The sequence below is a fragment of the Raoultella sp. T31 genome, assembly GCF_002806725.1.
Classification (GTDB): domain Bacteria; phylum Pseudomonadota; class Gammaproteobacteria; order Enterobacterales; family Enterobacteriaceae; genus Klebsiella; species Klebsiella electrica.
The window spans coordinates 21,620-39,104 of record NZ_PIBO01000039.1 but is presented as its reverse complement, the minus strand read 5'-3'; the positions used below and the strand labels follow the sequence as shown (position 1 = coordinate 39,104).

Genomic DNA, 17,485 nt, shown 5'->3' with positions numbered 1-17,485 from the left:
TCATTGTTTCTGCTTTTTTTATCTGTGGTCAGTATACTTACTAAAAGTAAAAAAATGGATGGCGTTGTATTCGGACTTATAGCGATAATGATGGTATTATTTTATGGGTTGCGATTTCCAGGGACCGTTGATGTAAAAATGTATTTACAAAGTTTTGATTCATTATCAACTTTTCAAAATTTTGACTGGGGGATTAGTTTCTATTTATTAATGAAGTCAATAAAAGAAATAAACTCATCGCATGAAGGATATGTTTTTTTTAGTTCATTATATTTTGTTTGTGCTTTTGTTGTTGTCGGATTGTGCTATTGTAAGGGGAAGTATTATAAATCGCTATTTTTAATTTCCATATTCTATAGTTGGAGTGTGTTAGATCTTTCTGTAAATACATACAGGCAAGGTATTGCTGTTCCTTTTATTCTTTTGGGACTGTTCTTTTTAACTCAGAAAAAATATATTATAACGCTAATAACAATCTCTATCGCTTTGACTTTGCACTGGGGAAGTGCTGTTATATTAGTGTTGTATATACTATCTACCTATCTTGCGAAAAGAAAATGGCTACTTAGGATAATATCATTCACAACTGTTTTTTTATTTACCATCTCATTTTTTGTCAACTTTAATATTGCAACTACACTATCATCAAGTTCTGCTCTCAGCATATTACAAACTGTTTTTGTTGGTGTGGATTTAAACTCTAAAGTAAATGCTTATCTAGGTGGAGGGGTGTTAGGTGCTAATTTTTATGATATGGGGAGTTTGCAACGACTCTATTTTTCAGGGGAAATATACATTGCTTTAATTGTATTCGTGTTCTTTTTTATTACAAGAGGAAAAAATGATTCACTAATTAGTGGTAGAGGTAATCAATTTTTACTTACTTATGCTTTCTTCATATCAGTAACTTTGTATGGCGTTTTATTAATATCGATGACATGGTTTATCCGTAATTTTTATTGGATTGTACCAATAACCCCTGTTCTGTATGTTTTGATCTTGGAATATTATGAGAAATTTTATCCTAAGAAATTTAAAAAAATACTTTTATTGTTTGTTATTTTTATAATTGCATATTCACTGGAAACATTTTGGAGGACTCCATTGATTGATGCATCATATCCTTCAATGTAATAAATAATTAACAGACTCTACCGCTAAGTTGATTTATTTATTCTTTTCTCTCCAAAAATTAAAAGGTGATTTTTAATGACGCTTGTATCGAATGCCAAGTGGAATACGTTATCTCAAATATTCAAAGTAATCGCCCAATTAGTCAACATAGTCTATCTCGCAAAAATAATTCCTCCTTCAGATTATGGTCTTATGGCTATGGCTGTTGTTTTCATAAATTTTGGTATGTTACTTAGAGATCTGGGAACATCTGCGGTATTAATACAAAAAAAGGAGCTAAGTGATAGTCTTGTTAATACTGTTTTCTGGCTAAACACATTCATGGGAATAGGTTTGGCAATAATAACGTCACTACTTTCACCTCTGATATCTGAAATTTATCATCAAAAAGAATTAGTAACCATTATCTTGATGCTGAGTATTATATTTCCTTTATCAAGTTGTGCTGCGTCTCACTTGGCGTTATTGGAGAGAAATTCAGAGTTTAAAAAAATATCTACGATTGAAATAACATCATCTTTATGCTCATTAATAATTGCTGTTATAATGGCAACATTAGGTTTTGGTGTATATAGTCTCATTGTACAGGCAATAGTATTAAATATGATGTCAGCTATACAATTCTGGCTTGCCTCACCATGGAGACCATCCTTTACATCTTACATTAAATTAAGTGATATAAAAAATATATTTGGATTTAGTGCAAACCTGTCTTTTTTCAACTTCGTTAATTACTTTTCCCGAAACGCTGATAGTTTTATAATAGGGAAGTTTATGTCGGCGACGATATTAGGAAGTTATAGTCTAGCTTACAGAATAATGCTTTTCCCTTTACAAAGTTTAACCTTTGTGGCAACGCGTTCCCTTTATCCTGTGTTGAGTAAAAATCAGGACGATAATGAAGTAATTGAAAAAACCTATCTTGCATGTACATTTGTCATATTACTTATTACTGCTCCACTTATGAGTGGACTTGCTTATTACAGTAAACCTTTTATATTTTTGGTATTTGGTGAGCAATGGTATCTGACCGCTGGTATATTGGTATGGCTGGCGCCAACAGCTATAATTCAGTCTGTGCTTAGTTTGTCTGGGGCTGTATTTATGGCGAAAGGTCGCACTGATATATTAATGCGATTAGGGATTTATAGTGCTTTACTACAAGCTGGTGCGTTTTTAATTGGTGTTAATTATTCTATTAATACATTTGCTATGTGCTATCTTGTTGCTAATATTATTAACTTTTTTTCTGTGATGTTTTTCCTACTAAAATTTATCAATAGTAGCTTTGTGCGTTTTTTTAAAAATATATATCCAATTTTATTGTCAACTATTAGTATGCTTTTTATTTTGAAAATTATTTCTATAAATTACCTTCAATCAGCAGAGGTAAAGAATGCTTTTACTCTAGTTGTGTTATCTACTATTGGGGCGTTTGTCTACTTTTTTGTTTTAATTGCAACGTCAAAATATGTACGAAATATTGTATACACACATACGTTTCGAAGAAAATAGTTTGATATGCTCCTAAAGAGATAGGCTAAAATCGGTTATCGATATTTAGTTGTTGAATGTAATATTATTGCGTTGGAGTTGTCAAAACTGTCTAATGTTAATTTAATATAATTGTAATTTTTTCACCAAACATAAAATAATGTGTCGTTATACAATCTTAAGGCAATAGACTTTGATATGTTAGCTGAATGATTATATAGTTGGTTAAAATAATTATTTTTTAAGAGGGTTTTAAGAATCTATTCACATGTAATTATCCAGGGTAATTTTAATTGTGTTATACAAAGTAATATATCCAATTAAAAGATGATGTTTTTATATTAGATAAGAACTATCAACAAGAAATGGTTTAAATATATGAATACAGATAATCATCCTAAAGTAAGTATATATATATCTACCTTTAATCGTTTGGCTAAATTAAAACGAGCCATTGATTCTATTTTGCAGCAGGATTATCAAAATATCGAGATTTTGGTCTGTGATGATGCATCTAGTGATGGAACTAGAGAGTTTATGGAGGATTTAGCTAGAAACTCTGGGAAAATATTTTATTTTAGAAATGATTCTAATAGAGGCGCTTGTTCTACACGAAATCTTGGGATTTTTAATGCTACGGGAGAATTTATTACTGGGTTAGATGATGATGATGAGTTCAGTGTGAACCGAATAACATATTTTTTGGACCACTGGAATGATCAATATTCCTTCATCTGTGCAAATTTTACAAATATATATCCTGATTTAACAAGTGATAACTATTATGCTAGCAAACAGAAACAATTTAATTATAAAGACCTTCTTTTTCACAATGAGGCATCTAACCAAATTTTTACTCGTACCAACAGATTAAAGGATATTGGGGGGTTTGATGTAACGGTTAAACGATTACAGGACTGGGATACTTGGTTAAAACTTTCATATAAATTTGGTGATTTTTTGCGATTGCCTGAAAGTACATACATTATGCATCATGATCATGCACCAAATGAAATGCGTGTTTCAAAAAATGATAAAATAACAGATTCGTTGATGGCTTTAATGGAAAGAAATATTAATATGTATACAAAGCATGAAAGCGATTATATGGTCTTTTTAATAAAAAACTTACAGAATACATATTCTTTTTCTGAGTGCGTCTATTGGAGTTTTGCAAAATTAAATCCAAAATTTATTTTGAAATACATCATGAAATGAATGTAATATATGTCTTAAATATTTTTTTCACATTTTCGGTTACTGTCCATATAAAAAGATATGAAAATTAATTTATTGTGGTGGGGTTTTATACTGTAGGCTATAAATTTTTCTTTCCGGGTAGGTATTAATTTAATCTGTAGTTCGAGCGCGAAACTATGGTGGTGAGTCCTGGTTTTAGTTGTTCATCAAAGTATTTAATAATTGATCGTTATATTCTAATGCTTATAATTTGTGAACATTGATCATGCTATTTTTTAAGTTAAGATGTTATCTTATTGTAATTAGTTAGATTGTTTTATGCGGTATTGCTCATCGTTGTTTGCCAGCGGTTGAAGATTGAACGAAATTTATTGTTAAAAGAATATAATAGTTTTTCACACTTGTATATTGCGTAGGTTTGAGATGTTATATGCTGTACAAGAGTTTATGTTTTCTGTTGTTTATATATAACCCTTACTTATATATTATAATATTTAAGAATCAGGATACTTATCTGGATAATGAATATTTTAATCTACAATAATATATTTTACTGAGATAATTTACTGTAACTCTAAGTAATGGATATTATGTCATTTCTTAGTGTTTCTGGTATAATGGAATTTAAAGATAGAACTGGCAAATATAGTGTAGTTATGGTCTGGTATTGTCCGTTATTCAGACCTCGGTGAGGTTTACTCAAATTATATATTTTTGAAAGGGTTGCTATAGTATGTCAGAATATGATATTGATCATGAGTATGATAATGTTACATATCTTCGTTTTAAAGCAAAGAGAATTATTCGTATAAATGGAGTTCCAGTTTGGAATAGAATACCTACCTTGCCTAACTGCAGGTATATAACAGAAGGTGGTATATATGATCATTCAGCGCATTTGATATATGAATCAGTAAGAAAGGGAGGAATGGAAGGAGATCATGTTGTTTGTAATTCTCCACTAATAATGAACAAAGAAAATCGAACTTTAGATATAATTAGAGGCAGTTCAATTTATCTTGGGAATTTTTTTAATCATTATGGGCACTTTATTACTGAAGGTATTTCTCGGTTTAGAGCTGCGGAAGATTATGGGCGATATGACAATATTTTAATAAGTCCTTTTATTTTTAATTATGGAGCTGTTAATATTAAAGAATTTCATAAATTTTTCTTTTCCTGTTTCAATTTGCCTATAGATAGACTAAAAGTTTTAACTAAGAATGTTAAAATAGAAAAATTAAAGATAGCTAAACAATTATGGACAATAAATGGAGATGTTGATGTTAAAATTAGGGATAATTACAGTTTAATTAGAAACTCAATATCATGTGATGATTCTCACTATGAAGGATGTTATTTTATTTCTAGGAAAGACAGTCTAAATTATAATAGGATTAAAAATATATCAGAAATAGAAGATTTGATGCGCAGCTTTGGAGTGAAAATCATTTATTCTGAAGATTTAACCATAACTGAGCAGATATCAATCTATAAATCTGCAAATGCTATCTTTACTGTATCAGGTAGTGGTGCACATAATATTCTTTTTATGAATAAAAAAAGTAAACTGATTGAGATCGCTGATAGTCGCACACCTGTTACACCTATTAAAATGCAAATGTTAGCCAATCAAGTCGCCGAAGCAAATTATATCTTTGTTAAATATAAAGGTGATATGATAGGTAACTGGGATTTGGGTGCGTTGAAAAATGAAATTAGTGAGTCTATGAAAGATATCTGATACGGTTTTTCGTAATCTATCTGACAATTGAAATTGAGGTCGATTTTGAAAAAAATTGTTACTGTTATCTTATATAATAAAAGAATAGAAGAATCTATTACTCTAGAGGGACTTCGTCAACTTGATAGCCATTTCACATTGGTCATTATTAATAATGGGCCTAAGGAAGTAGAGTTAGGTGATGATTATGCTCTTAAAAATAAGAATTCTACTATACAATTACTAAATATTTTGGATAATAGACCTTTGAGTTTCTTATATAACTCTATTTTTAATGAATGTCCTGATGCAGACTGCTATATATTTCTTGATGATGATACTATATTGTCTGACGATTTTTTAGATTTCGATTATGTAGAAGCAGATTTAATTGTGCCCTATGTTGTTGATGCCGAAACTAACAAATTACGCTATCCTGTAATTAATGGAGATATACCCAGTAAGATTGAAAATAGATTTGTTAAACCTAGTGAGGAAATTATTTCTATTGGCTCAGGAATGATTATTTCACGAAGTCTTGTGAAAAAAATCTTAAGCGTTTATAGAGATGTTTTTGATGAGAATTATGCTCTGTATGGTGTAGATTACAGTTTGTTTCGCCGATTTGAACGACTGAAGAAAACTGGTGATGGTAATATTGTTAAATGTAAAGTGAATGGTTGTATCACTCATCATTTATCTGGGAATGGAAAGACGGCAATAGAACCATGGCGCTACCGGGAAAGACTTATTGATATAGTTCTAACATATAAATATTATAGTAATTCAGTTATTGCTAAATATCTTAGATTAATTCGCCTTATATTATCCGAGGCAAAAAGGTATCAATTTAGAAATATTTATTTGATTGTTAGTGTTTATATTAATGGGCATCATCCTAGATGTGGAAAAAAACAATTAAAAGGCCGTGAGTGATTTTTGATAAAGGTGAATTAAAGTAAGATTATAAATAAAATTATATTCCTAAATTCCGGTTTCCTGTAAGGAAGACGAATCTTAGATATTTTTTTTAAATGGATACAATAAATATCTATGCATGCTTAAAATTATTTTCGATGTTTATATTTTATAATCATTTTAAGCTATGCTCATAACTAAGTTTGAGATAATATAATCTTCACATTTAAGCTGCGAGCATGTCGCAGTGACCACACCTGACAGGAGTATGTAATGTCCAAGCAACAGATCGGGGTTGTCGGTATGGCAGTGATGGGGCGCAACCTTGCGCTCAACATCGAAAGCCGTGGTTATACCGTCTCTGTTTTCAACCGCTCCCGTGATAAGACCGAAGAAGTGATTGCCGAAAATCCAGGCAAGAAACTGGTCCCGTACTATACCGTGCAAGAGTTTGTTGAATCCCTCGAAACTCCACGCCGTATCCTGTTAATGGTGAAAGCGGGCGCAGGTACCGACAGCGCTATCGATTCCCTTAAGCCGTATCTGGATAAAGGCGACATCATCATCGATGGTGGCAACACCTTCTTCCAGGACACCATCCGTCGTAACCGTGAGCTGTCTGCTGAAGGTTTCAACTTTATCGGTACCGGTGTTTCAGGTGGTGAAGAGGGTGCACTGAAAGGCCCTTCTATCATGCCTGGTGGCCAGAAAGAAGCCTATGAGCTGGTGGCGCCAATTCTCGAGAAAATTGCTGCTCGTGCTGAAGATGGTGAACCATGTGTCGCCTATATCGGTGCTGACGGTGCGGGTCACTATGTTAAAATGGTCCACAACGGTATCGAATATGGCGACATGCAGCTGATTGCCGAAGCCTATGCTTTACTGAAAGGTGGTCTGGCGCTTTCTAATGAAGAACTGGCGACAACCTTTACCGAATGGAACGCAGGTGAGCTCAGCAGCTACCTGATTGATATCACCAAAGACATCTTCACTAAAAAAGATGAAGAAGGTAAATATCTGGTTGATGTCATTCTTGATGAAGCGGCCAACAAAGGTACCGGTAAATGGACCAGCCAGAGCTCACTTGATCTGGGCGAACCGCTGTCACTGATCACTGAATCTGTCTTTGCACGTTACATCTCTTCACTGAAGGACCAGCGTGTTGCAGCGTCTAAAGTACTTACGGGGCCAAAATCTCAACCGGCTGGTGACAAGGCTGAGTTTGTAGAGAAAGTTCGTCGCGCTCTATATCTGGGCAAAATCGTTTCTTATGCTCAGGGCTTCTCCCAACTGCGTGCTGCATCGGATGAATACAACTGGGATCTGAACTACGGTGAGATTGCCAAAATCTTCCGTGCCGGTTGCATTATCCGCGCTCAGTTCCTGCAGAAGATCACTGATGCTTACGAGCAGAATGCAAGCATTGCTAACCTGCTGCTGGCGCCGTACTTCAAACAGATTGCCGATGAATATCAGCAGGCGCTGCGTGATGTCGTGGCTTATGCTGTTCAGAACGGTATCCCGGTTCCGACATTCTCTGCTGCCATTGCCTACTATGACAGCTATCGCTCTGCAGTTCTGCCGGCTAACCTGATCCAGGCTCAGCGCGACTATTTCGGTGCTCATACCTATAAACGCACTGATAAAGAAGGTGTATTCCATACGGAGTGGATGGAGTAATTCCATTCTGCTTTAATCCTGGGGGAATACCCCAGGATTTTCTGATTTTTATTTTATAAAAATAAACTTTCCCTTATATTATGGTGTTAAGGGTACAGTAATTGTACAATTTTTATACTCTTTCCTTTTCTGAAAGTATTTATTAAGGTAGTATCCTGAATAAAAATAGCACATTGAATTTAGTGTGCTGGATTTTTATAACTATTAACTTGAAGTCTATATTTAACATTAAAGGTAGATTAAATATGAAGATCCTTGTCACTGGCGGCGCGGGTTTTATTGGTTCTGCAGTTGTACGTCATATTATTGAAAATACCCAGGACGAAGTACGCGTGATGGATTGCCTGACTTATGCGGGGAATCTTGAATCTCTGGCGACGGTTGCCGATAGCGAACGTTACTCCTTTACTCAAACTGATATCACCGATGCTAAATCCGTCTCGGAGCAGTTCAGCGATTTCCGTCCGGATATCGTGATGCACCTGGCGGCAGAAAGCCATGTCGACCGCTCAATTGATGGTCCAGCGGCCTTTATTCAGACTAACCTGATCGGCACCTTTACCCTGCTGGAGGCGGCACGTCACCATTACTCTACCCTGGATGCTGCGCAGAAGCAGGCGTTCCGTTTCCACCATATCTCTACTGATGAAGTTTATGGTGACCTACACGGCACTGATGACCTGTTTACGGAAGAAACGCCGTATGCGCCAAGCAGTCCGTACTCTGCCTCTAAGGCCGGGAGTGACCATCTGGTGCGTGCCTGGAACCGTACCTACGGTCTGCCGGTAGTGGTGACTAACTGCTCAAACAACTATGGCCCGTATCACTTCCCGGAAAAACTGATCCCGCTGACCATTCTCAATGCGCTGGCGGGTAAACCGCTGCCGGTGTATGGCAACGGCGAACAGATTCGTGACTGGCTCTATGTGGAAGATCATGCGCGTGCGCTTTATAAAGTCGCCACCGAAGGTGAGAGCGGTGAAACTTATAACATTGGCGGCCATAACGAACGTAAGAATATTGATGTAGTACGTACTATCTGCGCCATTCTCGATAAAGTCGTAGAACAGAAGCCGGGCAACATCAGCCAGTTTGCCGATCTCATCACCTTTGTGAAAGATCGTCCGGGCCATGATCTGCGCTACGCGATTGATGCAGCAAAAATTCAGCGCGACCTGGGCTGGGTCCCGCAAGAAACTTTTGAAAGTGGAATTGAAAAAACGGTTCACTGGTATCTGAACAATCAGAACTGGTGGCAGCGTGTGCTGGACGGCTCCTATGCCGGTGAACGTCTTGGTCTGAATAACTAATTGTCCTGGCTTGGCTCACTCATTAAGGAAACTGACAAATGAAAGGTATTGTTCTGGCCGGTGGCTCCGGTACGCGTCTGTACCCGATTACCCAGGGTGTCTCTAAACAGCTTCTGCCGATTTACGATAAGCCGATGATTTATTATCCGGTGTCTGTGCTGATGCTGGCAGGGATCCGCGATATTCTGATCATCACCACGCCGGAAGATATGCCTGCCTTCCAGCGTCTGCTGGGTGATGGTTCGCAGTTTGGGGTTAACTTCAGCTACGCCATTCAGCCGTCTCCGGACGGTCTGGCGCAGGCCTTTATTATCGGTGAGAAATTTATCGGTAATGATGCCTGTGCGTTGGTACTGGGCGATAACATCTATTTCGGCCAGAGTTTTGGCAAGAAACTAGATGCGGCGGCCGCGAAAACATCAGGCGCCACCGTGTTTGGCTATCAGGTGCTCGATCCGGAACGTTTTGGTGTGGTGGAGTTTGATGAAAACTTCCGCGCCTTGTCGATTGAAGAAAAGCCGCTAAAACCAAAATCAGACTGGGCAGTCACCGGACTCTATTTCTACGACAACAATGTTGTGGAAATGGCGAAAGAGGTGAAGCCGTCTGAGCGTGGCGAGCTGGAAATCACCACCCTGAACCAGATGTATCTGGATCGTGGCGACCTGCAGGTTGAACTGCTGGGCCGTGGTTTTGCCTGGCTCGATACCGGTACTCATGACAGCCTGATTGAGGCTTCGCAGTTCATTCACACTATTGAGAAGCGCCAGGGCATGAAAGTGGCCTGTCTGGAAGAGATTGCCTACCGCAATGACTGGCTGAGCGCCGAAGGGGTTGCGGCACAGGCAGAACGGTTGAAGAAAACCGAATATGGCGCTTATCTCAAACGCCTGCTTAACGAACGTTAATCGCCTGCCGATCGCATACAGGGTATTCAATAATGAAAATTTTACTGATTGGTAAAAACGGCCAGGTTGGCTGGGAGCTGCAGCGTTCGCTGTCGACGCTGGGTGAGGTGGTCGCCGTTGATTATTTCGATAAAGAATTATGCGGTGATTTAACGAATCTTGAAGGCATTGCGCAAACTGTTCGTCAGGTAAAACCGGACGTTATTGTCAATGCGGCGGCCCACACCGCGGTAGATAAAGCTGAAAGCGAGCGTGAACTGTCTGACCTGCTGAATGATAAGGGCGTGGCGGTTCTGGCGGAAGAGTCGGCAAAACTGGGGGCGCTGATGGTCCACTACTCTACCGACTATGTGTTTGACGGTCTGGGTAGCCATTATCGCCAGGAAGATGAGGCCACCGGGCCGCTCAACGTCTATGGCGAAACCAAACGTGCCGGAGAAATTGCGCTGGAGCAAGGGAATCCCCGACATCTGATCTTTCGCACCAGTTGGGTCTATGCAACGCGTGGGGCGAACTTTGCCAAAACCATGCTGCGCCTGGCCGCTGAAAAAGAGACGCTGTCGATCATTAATGACCAGCACGGCGCACCGACCGGGGCAGAGCTGCTGGCGGACTGCACTGCCATCGCTATCCGTGAGGAGTTGCATAATAAAGCGGTTGCCGGAACCTACCATCTGGTCGCCAGCGGTGAAACGAGCTGGTATGACTATGCCCGCTTTGTTTTTGACGTGGCACGAGCGAACGGCGTACAGCTGGCTATCAATGAGGTTAACGGGATCCCGACAACGGCCTATCCAACACCGGCAAAACGTCCGCTGAATTCCCGCCTGTCGAATGAGAAATTCCAGCGCGTATTTGGTGTCACGCTCCCGGACTGGCGTCAGGGTGTAGAGCGCGTGGTCGTTGAAGTTTCAGGCAAGTAAGGGCATACAAGATGAATATTATTAAAACAGACATTCCTGACGTACTGATTTTTGAACCCCGCGTGTTCGGTGATGCGCGCGGTTTTTTCTTCGAAAGCTTCAGCAGCAAGGTGTTTGACGAGGCGGTCGGTCGTCATGTCGAGTTTGTGCAGGACAACCACTCGCAGTCGCAGAAGGGCGTGCTGCGCGGTCTGCATTATCAGCTGGATCCGCACTCACAGGGCAAACTGGTGCGCTGCGTGGAAGGTGAGGTTTTTGATGTGGCGGTGGATATCCGTCGTTCATCGCCAACCTTTGGCAAATGGGTTGGGGCGGTGCTGAGTGCGGAAAACAAACGTCAGCTGTGGATCCCGGAAGGGTTTGCGCATGGATTTATGGCGCTGAGCGAGACGGTGCAGTTTGTCTATAAAGCGACCAACTACTACGCGCCACAGTCAGAGCGTAGCATTCTCTGGAATGACCCGGATATTGATATTAACTGGCCTGAACTGGACAGCTGCACGCTTTCTTTGTCAGAGAAAGATATGCAGGCCCATACTCTGGCAACCGCTGAAGTGTATAAATAAATATTCTATTGATGATTATTTATGCTTCCTGAAAGGCCCGGTCAGGGCCTTTTTAATAGCGCCATTTGGTGCCTTTCTTGACACTTATCTTCTCAAAGAGTACAACCGCCAGAAGTATTGATTACAGGGTGGCTACTATGCCGCCGTCCAGTTAACTGATTAAAGTGTGATCGAATGAAAATTACTATTTCCGGTACCGGTTATGTTGGTTTATCGAACGGCATCCTGATTGCGCAGAACCACGAAGTGGTCGCGCTGGATATCGTACAATCTAAAGTTGATATGCTGAATCAGAAGATATCGCCGATTGTCGATAAAGAGATTCAGGAATATCTGGCCGAAAAACCGCTGAATTTTCGTGCGACAACTGACAAGCAAGATGCATATCGCAATGCTGACTATGTCATTATCGCCACACCGACTGACTACGATCCGAAGACCAACTACTTCAATACCTCAACCGTTGAAGCCGTTATTCGTGATGTTGCGGAGATTAACCCCAACGCCGTCATGATCATCAAATCGACCATTCCGGTCGGTTTCACCCGTGATATTAAAGAGCGTCTGGGTATCGACAATGTCATCTTCTCCCCGGAGTTTCTGCGTGAAGGCCGGGCGCTGTATGACAACCTTCATCCTTCTCGTATCGTCATTGGTGAACGTTCGGAACGCGCAGAGCGTTTTGCTAACCTGCTGAAGGAAGGCGCAATTAAGCAGGATATCCCGACGCTGTTTACCGATTCGACCGAAGCGGAGGCGATAAAGCTGTTTGCTAATACCTATCTTGCTCTGCGGGTAGCGTATTTCAATGAGCTGGATAGCTATGCGGAAAGCCAGGGTCTCAACAGCAAGCAGATTATCGAAGGTGTTTGCCTGGACCCACGGATCGGTAATCACTATAACAACCCGTCATTCGGTTACGGCGGATACTGCCTGCCGAAGGATACTAAACAGCTGCTGGCAAACTATGAATCGGTGCCAAACAATATCATCGGTGCGATTGTCGATGCTAACCGTACCCGTAAAGACTTTATTGCCGACTCTATCCTTGCGCGTAAACCGAAAGTGGTTGGGGTATATCGCCTGATCATGAAGAGCGGCTCAGATAACTTCCGCGCCTCCTCGATTCAAGGGATTATGAAGCGCATTAAAGCCAAAGGTATTCCGGTTATTATTTACGAACCGGTGATGCAAGAGGATGAGTTCTTTAATTCCCGCGTCGTTCGCGATCTGGATGCCTTCAAACAAGAAGCTGACGTCATCATTTCTAACCGTATGGCGGAAGAGCTGGCTGATGTTGCGGATAAGGTCTATACCCGCGATCTGTTTGGTAACGATTAGTCTGTTCTGATGCTGGGTGCCAGCGGTGCTGCCGCTGGCCTCATTCCGTCCTTGCCCCCGCTTTCACCAATCTTCTACTTTCCTTATTAGCGATCTCTGTAATGTGATGCAGCCTGTAATTTTGCGCTAAACTCATTGCCCGGCCTGCGCTGGTCAGATATGTTAAATCATACCTTGTGAAGAGCTACCGTCACTGAGATGTAGATGCCGGAGATAAGCGCCGGAAGGGAAAAGAAGCCTGCTACGCGGGCTTTTTTTGTTTTTGTAGACATGGGATTGAGCACAAGACAGGCAGGCGTTGCGGCCAACGCGGATGCTCCGGCAACGATTCGGTAACGCGTGGGAAGGATAAAACCGCAACCCGGGCTATTGCGGTTCAGAACGAATCAGGTCACAACTCAGGCGCTGTAATACGCCTTATACCAGTCCACAAAGTTCTTCACGCCATCCTTGACCGACGTCTGCGGTTTAAAGCCCACCAGATCATACAGTGGCTTCGTGTCCGCACTGGTGTCCAGGACATCGCCTGGCTGGATAGGCATCATATTTTTCTCAGCGATCATCCCCATTGCTTCTTCCAGAGCGGTGATGTAGTCCATCAACTCCACCGGCGAGCTGTTGCCGATATTGTAGATCCGGTAAGGGGCTGAACTATTGGCCGGCGAGCCATTTTCTACGGTCCATTCAGGGTCTGGCTGCGGAATGACATCCTGCACGCGGACAATCGCTTCCACGATGTCATCAATGTAGGTGAAATCGCGCTTCATCTTCCCGTAGTTATAGACGTCGATGCTCTTACCTTCCAGCATCGCCCTCGTGAATTTGAACAGCGCCATATCCGGGCGTCCCCACGGGCCATAAACAGTGAAGAAACGTAAGCCGGTGGTGGGAATGCCATAGAGATGAGAGTAGGTATGCGCCATGAGCTCATTGGCTTTTTTGGTGGCCGCATATAAGGAAACCGGGTGATCGACCGAATCATCCGTGGAGAACGGCATCTTGCGATTCAGCCCATACACGGAGCTTGAGGAGGCATACAGCAGATGTTGAACTTTGTTATGTCGGCAGCCTTCCAGAATGTTCAGATAACCAATCAGATTCGCATCAGCATAGGCGTGAGGGTTTTCCAGCGAATAACGCACGCCTGCCTGCGCTGCCAGATGGATCACGCGATCAAACTTCTCAGTAGCGAAAATTTGCGCAATGCTTTCGCGATCGGCGAGATCGGTTTTGTAAAAGCTGAACAGGGGGGATTGCAGGAGATCCAGGCGAGACTGCTTGAGATTAACATCGTAGTAATCGTTCATGTTGTCGATGCCCACAACCTCGTGACCCGCCTCCAGAAGGCGCTGGCTTGCATGAAAGCCGATAAATCCTGCGGCTCCAGTGACTAAAAACTTCATATTCATCCTCCGGGATCGGTGTTCCCCGCTATATATATTTGCTGATTTTACACTGGCTTGCCTTAGGGATCATCTGCTTTACCGTTGCAGGATATAAGTGGGTACCGTAGAACGAGCAGGGGGCATGCGCACCGGGGCGTTGTGAGCGCAGAGGATTTAAGATGAAATTGCAAATGATAATCATTATTGAATTGGTACGCCTGCATAATAATCGTTCCTGCTGGCGATAGTTTTTCGGGTGTGGATGCAAGCCCAGCGGGGGAAGACAGAGTCTGTTCAATATTGTTTCTTTTTATATATTTTCCGAACAATTCCTGAATAATCATTCAGCATTACTATCGTAATGATAACAGTGAAGACTATTTTTTCTTTTACTATCATGTGGTTATGTTGTTTTAGTTCGGTGTTCGAATAATGTGCAACGGATGTATATTTTTGGGCTGAATGGATTGGCTATGCTTTTTCATTTTTATTCTCCCGGACCAGAGCTATAATGCGCGCGGAATTCACAACGTACGGATGCATTATTGATAATGCTCTACAACGTATCCTGCGAAGCTACGGGCGAAACCACCGTGGAAGAAAAGTCAAACCCGCTTTTATGTCAAAGAGGGGGAGAAAGAGTGTTACCTGGTGGTGCTACCGGTATCTGCCCGCGAACTTGATACTCTGCGTGACTTACGTCGCGATGCGTAATCCAGCCGTATGGCTATCGCAGCCATACTGTTGAGAGTGACGTATTTTTGGGTTTCAAGGGTGAAATGAGAAAGTCCCGATAGATAGGATGCCATAAACTGGGGAGAGTAGTGGTGCATCTGTTGCCGTGTGGCGATGGATGCGAGTCCGGAGAGCTGAGATGAATACGGCTGTCCGTGTGTTTTAGCTTTTTAGCTGAACGCTGACGAGTCTGTTGATGGCTTCATGAACTCTGCGCCAGCAACGATTATTGAGCTAACGATGAGTGTATCCTCCTCGTTACGGTAAGACCGGGTAGACAGGCACTTTTGAGAGGGGAGTCCGCGTTTTGGTTGCGATAGCCAATGGCGGTAGCGTGTCTGAATTTCAGAATAAACCCGCGATTACGATTTAACATTTTGTTTACAAAATGAAGGGATGTTGTATGTGTTTCCACCAGAACCACATTTTCATTCAGCTTTTACTGAGGTCAGGGCTTATATCCGGTTTTGCAGTGTTGACCTGTGCGGAAGTCATCGTTCGCAGATTGCTTTCGCAAAATAATGTTACAATTGGTCTCCAGTTATGGGAATAGCTGTTCGCCTCTTGAACGCAGCAGATGTTATCGATAATTCTGTTTGATACATATTACGTACGGAATTTTTTGTAGAATAATTTATGAGTATAAAAATGAAGTATAATATAGGGTATTTATTTGATCTTCTTGTTGTCATAACAAACAAAGATTTAAAGGTGCGTTATAAAAGCAGCGTATTTGGTTACCTGTGGTCAATTGCAAACCCGCTGCTATTTGCAATGATATATTATTTCATTTTTAAGCTCGTTATGCGAGTGCAGATTCCGAATTATACTCTTTTCTTGATTACCGGATTATTTCCATGGCAATGGTTTGCCAGCTCGGCAACCAACTCCCTGTTCTCTTTTATAGCCAATGCGCAAATAATCAAAAAGACGGTGTTCCCGCGTTCAGTCATACCGTTGAGTAATGTCATGATGGAAGGGCTACATTTCTTGTGTACGATTCCGGTGATTATTGCATTCCTGTTCGTCTATGGTATGCGTCCGTCGCTATCATGGATCTGGGGCGTACCCATCATTGCACTGGGTCAGGTGATTTTTACCTTTGGTATCTCAATCATATTCTCTACGCTAAACCTGTTCTTCAGGGACTTAGAGCGATTTGTCAGCCTTGGCATCATGCTCATGTTTTATTGCACACCGATATTATATGCGTCAGATATGATTCCGGAAAAATTTAGCTGGATTATTACCTATAATCCTCTGGCAAGCATGATCCTCAGCTGGCGGCAGCTGTTCATGGATGGCGTCTTAAATTATGAATATATTTCAATCCTTTATATTACGGGTTTAGTCCTGACAATTGTGGGCCTGAGTATTTTTAATAAATTAAAATATCGATTTGCAGAGATTTTGTAATGGAACCAGTAATAAATTTTAGTCACGTTACGAAAGAGTATCCGCTTTACCATCATATTGGCTCAGGCATTAAGGATCTCGTATTTCACCCGAAAAGAGCTTTTCAGCTGTTAAAAGGGCGTAAATATCTTGCGATCGAAGATATCACCTTCACCGTTGGTAAAGGCGAGGCCGTCGCGCTGATTGGCCGTAACGGAGCAGGGAAAAGTACCTCTCTCGGGCTGGTGGCCGGGGTGATTAAGCCAACGAAAGGCACAGTCACCACTCAGGGGCGTGTTGCCTCGATGCTTGAGTTAGGCGGCGGCTTTCATCCTGAATTAACCGGTCGGGAAAATATTTTTCTCAATGCAACCCTGCTTGGTCTACGCCGCAAAGAAGTTCAGCAGCGCATGGATCGGATAGTAGAGTTCTCCGAGTTAGGGGATTTCATTGACGAGCCTATTCGCGTGTATTCGAGTGGTATGCTGGCGAAACTCGGATTCTCTGTCATCAGTCAGGTAGAACCCGATATCCTTATTATCGATGAAGTCCTTGCTGTTGGTGATATTTCGTTCCAGGCCAAGTGTATCCAGACAATAAAAGACTTCAAAAATAAAGGTGTAACGATATTATTCGTTAGCCATAATATGAGTGATGTTGAAAAAATCTGTGATCGGGTTGTTTGGATCGAAGACCACAAACTCCGCGAAATTGGCTCAGCTGAGAGAATCATCGAACTCTACAGACAAGCAATGGCTTAATAATTGGTAATA

At 41.3% G+C, this 17,485-nt stretch carries 14 protein-coding genes; 13 read left to right on the top strand and 1 reads right to left on the bottom strand.

Annotated features, from left to right (window positions below):
• The first annotated feature begins 54 nt into the window (after positions 1-54).
• The 11 genes from CWM52_RS21145 (at position 55) to ugd (ending at position 13,197) form a co-directional block, all read left to right on the top strand.
• Positions 55-1,134 carry an EpsG family protein gene (locus tag CWM52_RS21145; protein WP_227521326.1) on the top strand — a complete coding sequence of 360 codons (1,080 nt, stop codon included), beginning with the start codon at positions 55-57 and terminating at the stop codon, positions 1,132-1,134.
• 75 nt (positions 1,135-1,209) lie between these two features.
• Positions 1,210-2,649, top strand: a complete 1,440-nt coding sequence (locus CWM52_RS21140) for an MOP flippase family protein (protein ID WP_100685883.1) — start codon at positions 1,210-1,212, stop codon at positions 2,647-2,649.
• Between the two features lie 357 nt (positions 2,650-3,006).
• Positions 3,007-3,846, top strand: a complete 840-nt coding sequence (locus CWM52_RS21135; protein WP_100685882.1) for a glycosyltransferase — start codon at positions 3,007-3,009, stop codon at positions 3,844-3,846.
• A 715-nt stretch (positions 3,847-4,561) separates the two neighbouring features.
• The gene (locus CWM52_RS21130) at positions 4,562-5,572 is read left to right on the top strand and encodes a glycosyltransferase family 61 protein (protein WP_100685881.1); all 1,011 of its coding nucleotides are present in this window, start codon (positions 4,562-4,564) and stop codon (positions 5,570-5,572) included.
• A 45-nt stretch (positions 5,573-5,617) separates the two neighbouring features.
• A complete protein-coding gene (locus tag CWM52_RS26185; protein ID WP_133121759.1) occupies positions 5,618-6,487 on the top strand; it encodes a glycosyltransferase family 2 protein in 870 nt (289 codons plus the stop codon).
• Between the two features lie 255 nt (positions 6,488-6,742).
• Positions 6,743-8,149 (top strand): NADP-dependent phosphogluconate dehydrogenase, encoded by a 1,407-nt coding sequence (gene gndA, locus CWM52_RS21125; RefSeq protein WP_100685880.1) that lies wholly within the window; start codon positions 6,743-6,745, stop codon positions 8,147-8,149.
• Positions 8,150-8,394: 245 nt separating this feature from the next.
• The gene (gene rfbB / locus CWM52_RS21120) at positions 8,395-9,459 is read left to right on the top strand and encodes a dTDP-glucose 4,6-dehydratase (RefSeq protein WP_100685879.1); all 1,065 of its coding nucleotides are present in this window, start codon (positions 8,395-8,397) and stop codon (positions 9,457-9,459) included.
• A 38-nt stretch (positions 9,460-9,497) separates the two neighbouring features.
• The gene (rfbA, locus tag CWM52_RS21115; protein WP_100685878.1) at positions 9,498-10,367 is read left to right on the top strand and encodes a glucose-1-phosphate thymidylyltransferase RfbA; all 870 of its coding nucleotides are present in this window, start codon (positions 9,498-9,500) and stop codon (positions 10,365-10,367) included.
• A complete protein-coding gene (gene rfbD / locus CWM52_RS21110; protein WP_224742566.1) occupies positions 10,367-11,290 on the top strand; it encodes a dTDP-4-dehydrorhamnose reductase in 924 nt (307 codons plus the stop codon). The genes rfbA and rfbD overlap by 1 nt, the downstream gene beginning before the upstream one ends.
• Before the next feature lie 11 nt (positions 11,291-11,301).
• Complete coding sequence (rfbC, locus tag CWM52_RS21105; RefSeq protein WP_100685876.1) at positions 11,302-11,856, top strand: dTDP-4-dehydrorhamnose 3,5-epimerase; 555 nt, start codon at positions 11,302-11,304, stop codon at positions 11,854-11,856.
• A gap of 174 nt (positions 11,857-12,030) precedes the next feature.
• The gene (ugd, locus tag CWM52_RS21100; protein ID WP_004864551.1) at positions 12,031-13,197 is read left to right on the top strand and encodes a UDP-glucose 6-dehydrogenase; all 1,167 of its coding nucleotides are present in this window, start codon (positions 12,031-12,033) and stop codon (positions 13,195-13,197) included.
• A gap of 398 nt (positions 13,198-13,595) precedes the next feature.
• Here the strand turns inward: ugd and CWM52_RS21095 are convergent, their stop codons facing one another.
• The gene (locus CWM52_RS21095; RefSeq protein ID WP_100685875.1) at positions 13,596-14,600 is read right to left on the bottom strand and encodes an NAD-dependent epimerase; all 1,005 of its coding nucleotides are present in this window, start codon (positions 14,598-14,600) and stop codon (positions 13,596-13,598) included.
• Positions 14,601-15,965: 1,365 nt separating this feature from the next.
• On the opposite strand from CWM52_RS21095, the gene CWM52_RS21090 reads away from it, so the two are divergent.
• Positions 15,966-16,733: an ABC transporter permease gene (locus CWM52_RS21090; RefSeq protein WP_100685899.1), complete on the top strand. Its 768-nt coding sequence runs from the start codon at positions 15,966-15,968 to the stop codon at positions 16,731-16,733.
• A complete protein-coding gene (locus CWM52_RS21085; protein ID WP_100685874.1) occupies positions 16,733-17,473 on the top strand; it encodes an ABC transporter ATP-binding protein in 741 nt (246 codons plus the stop codon). Before CWM52_RS21090 ends, CWM52_RS21085 begins: the two co-directional genes overlap by 1 nt.
• The last annotated feature ends 12 nt before the right edge of the window (positions 17,474-17,485 follow it).

What these genes read in the sequence shown, in the direction of transcription:
- CWM52_RS21085 (WP_100685874.1), top strand. Translation starts at nt 16,733, where the DNA reads ATGGAACCAGTAATAAATTTTAGTCACGTTACGAAAGAGTATCCGCTT.
- rfbB (WP_100685879.1), top strand. Translation starts at nt 8,395, where the DNA reads ATGAAGATCCTTGTCACTGGCGGCGCGGGTTTTATTGGTTCTGCAGTT.
- CWM52_RS21145 (WP_227521326.1), top strand. Translation starts at nt 55, where the DNA reads ATGGATGGCGTTGTATTCGGACTTATAGCGATAATGATGGTATTATTT.
- rfbA (WP_100685878.1), top strand. Translation starts at nt 9,498, where the DNA reads ATGAAAGGTATTGTTCTGGCCGGTGGCTCCGGTACGCGTCTGTACCCG.
- rfbC (WP_100685876.1), top strand. Translation starts at nt 11,302, where the DNA reads ATGAATATTATTAAAACAGACATTCCTGACGTACTGATTTTTGAACCC.
- CWM52_RS21090 (WP_100685899.1), top strand. Translation starts at nt 15,966, where the DNA reads ATGAAGTATAATATAGGGTATTTATTTGATCTTCTTGTTGTCATAACA.
- ugd (WP_004864551.1), top strand. Translation starts at nt 12,031, where the DNA reads ATGAAAATTACTATTTCCGGTACCGGTTATGTTGGTTTATCGAACGGC.
- CWM52_RS21135 (WP_100685882.1), top strand. Translation starts at nt 3,007, where the DNA reads ATGAATACAGATAATCATCCTAAAGTAAGTATATATATATCTACCTTT.
- gndA (WP_100685880.1), top strand. Translation starts at nt 6,743, where the DNA reads ATGTCCAAGCAACAGATCGGGGTTGTCGGTATGGCAGTGATGGGGCGC.
- CWM52_RS21140 (WP_100685883.1), top strand. Translation starts at nt 1,210, where the DNA reads ATGACGCTTGTATCGAATGCCAAGTGGAATACGTTATCTCAAATATTC.
- CWM52_RS21095 (WP_100685875.1), bottom strand. Translation starts at nt 14,600, where the DNA reads ATGAAGTTTTTAGTCACTGGAGCCGCAGGATTTATCGGCTTTCATGCA.
- CWM52_RS21130 (WP_100685881.1), top strand. Translation starts at nt 4,562, where the DNA reads ATGTCAGAATATGATATTGATCATGAGTATGATAATGTTACATATCTT.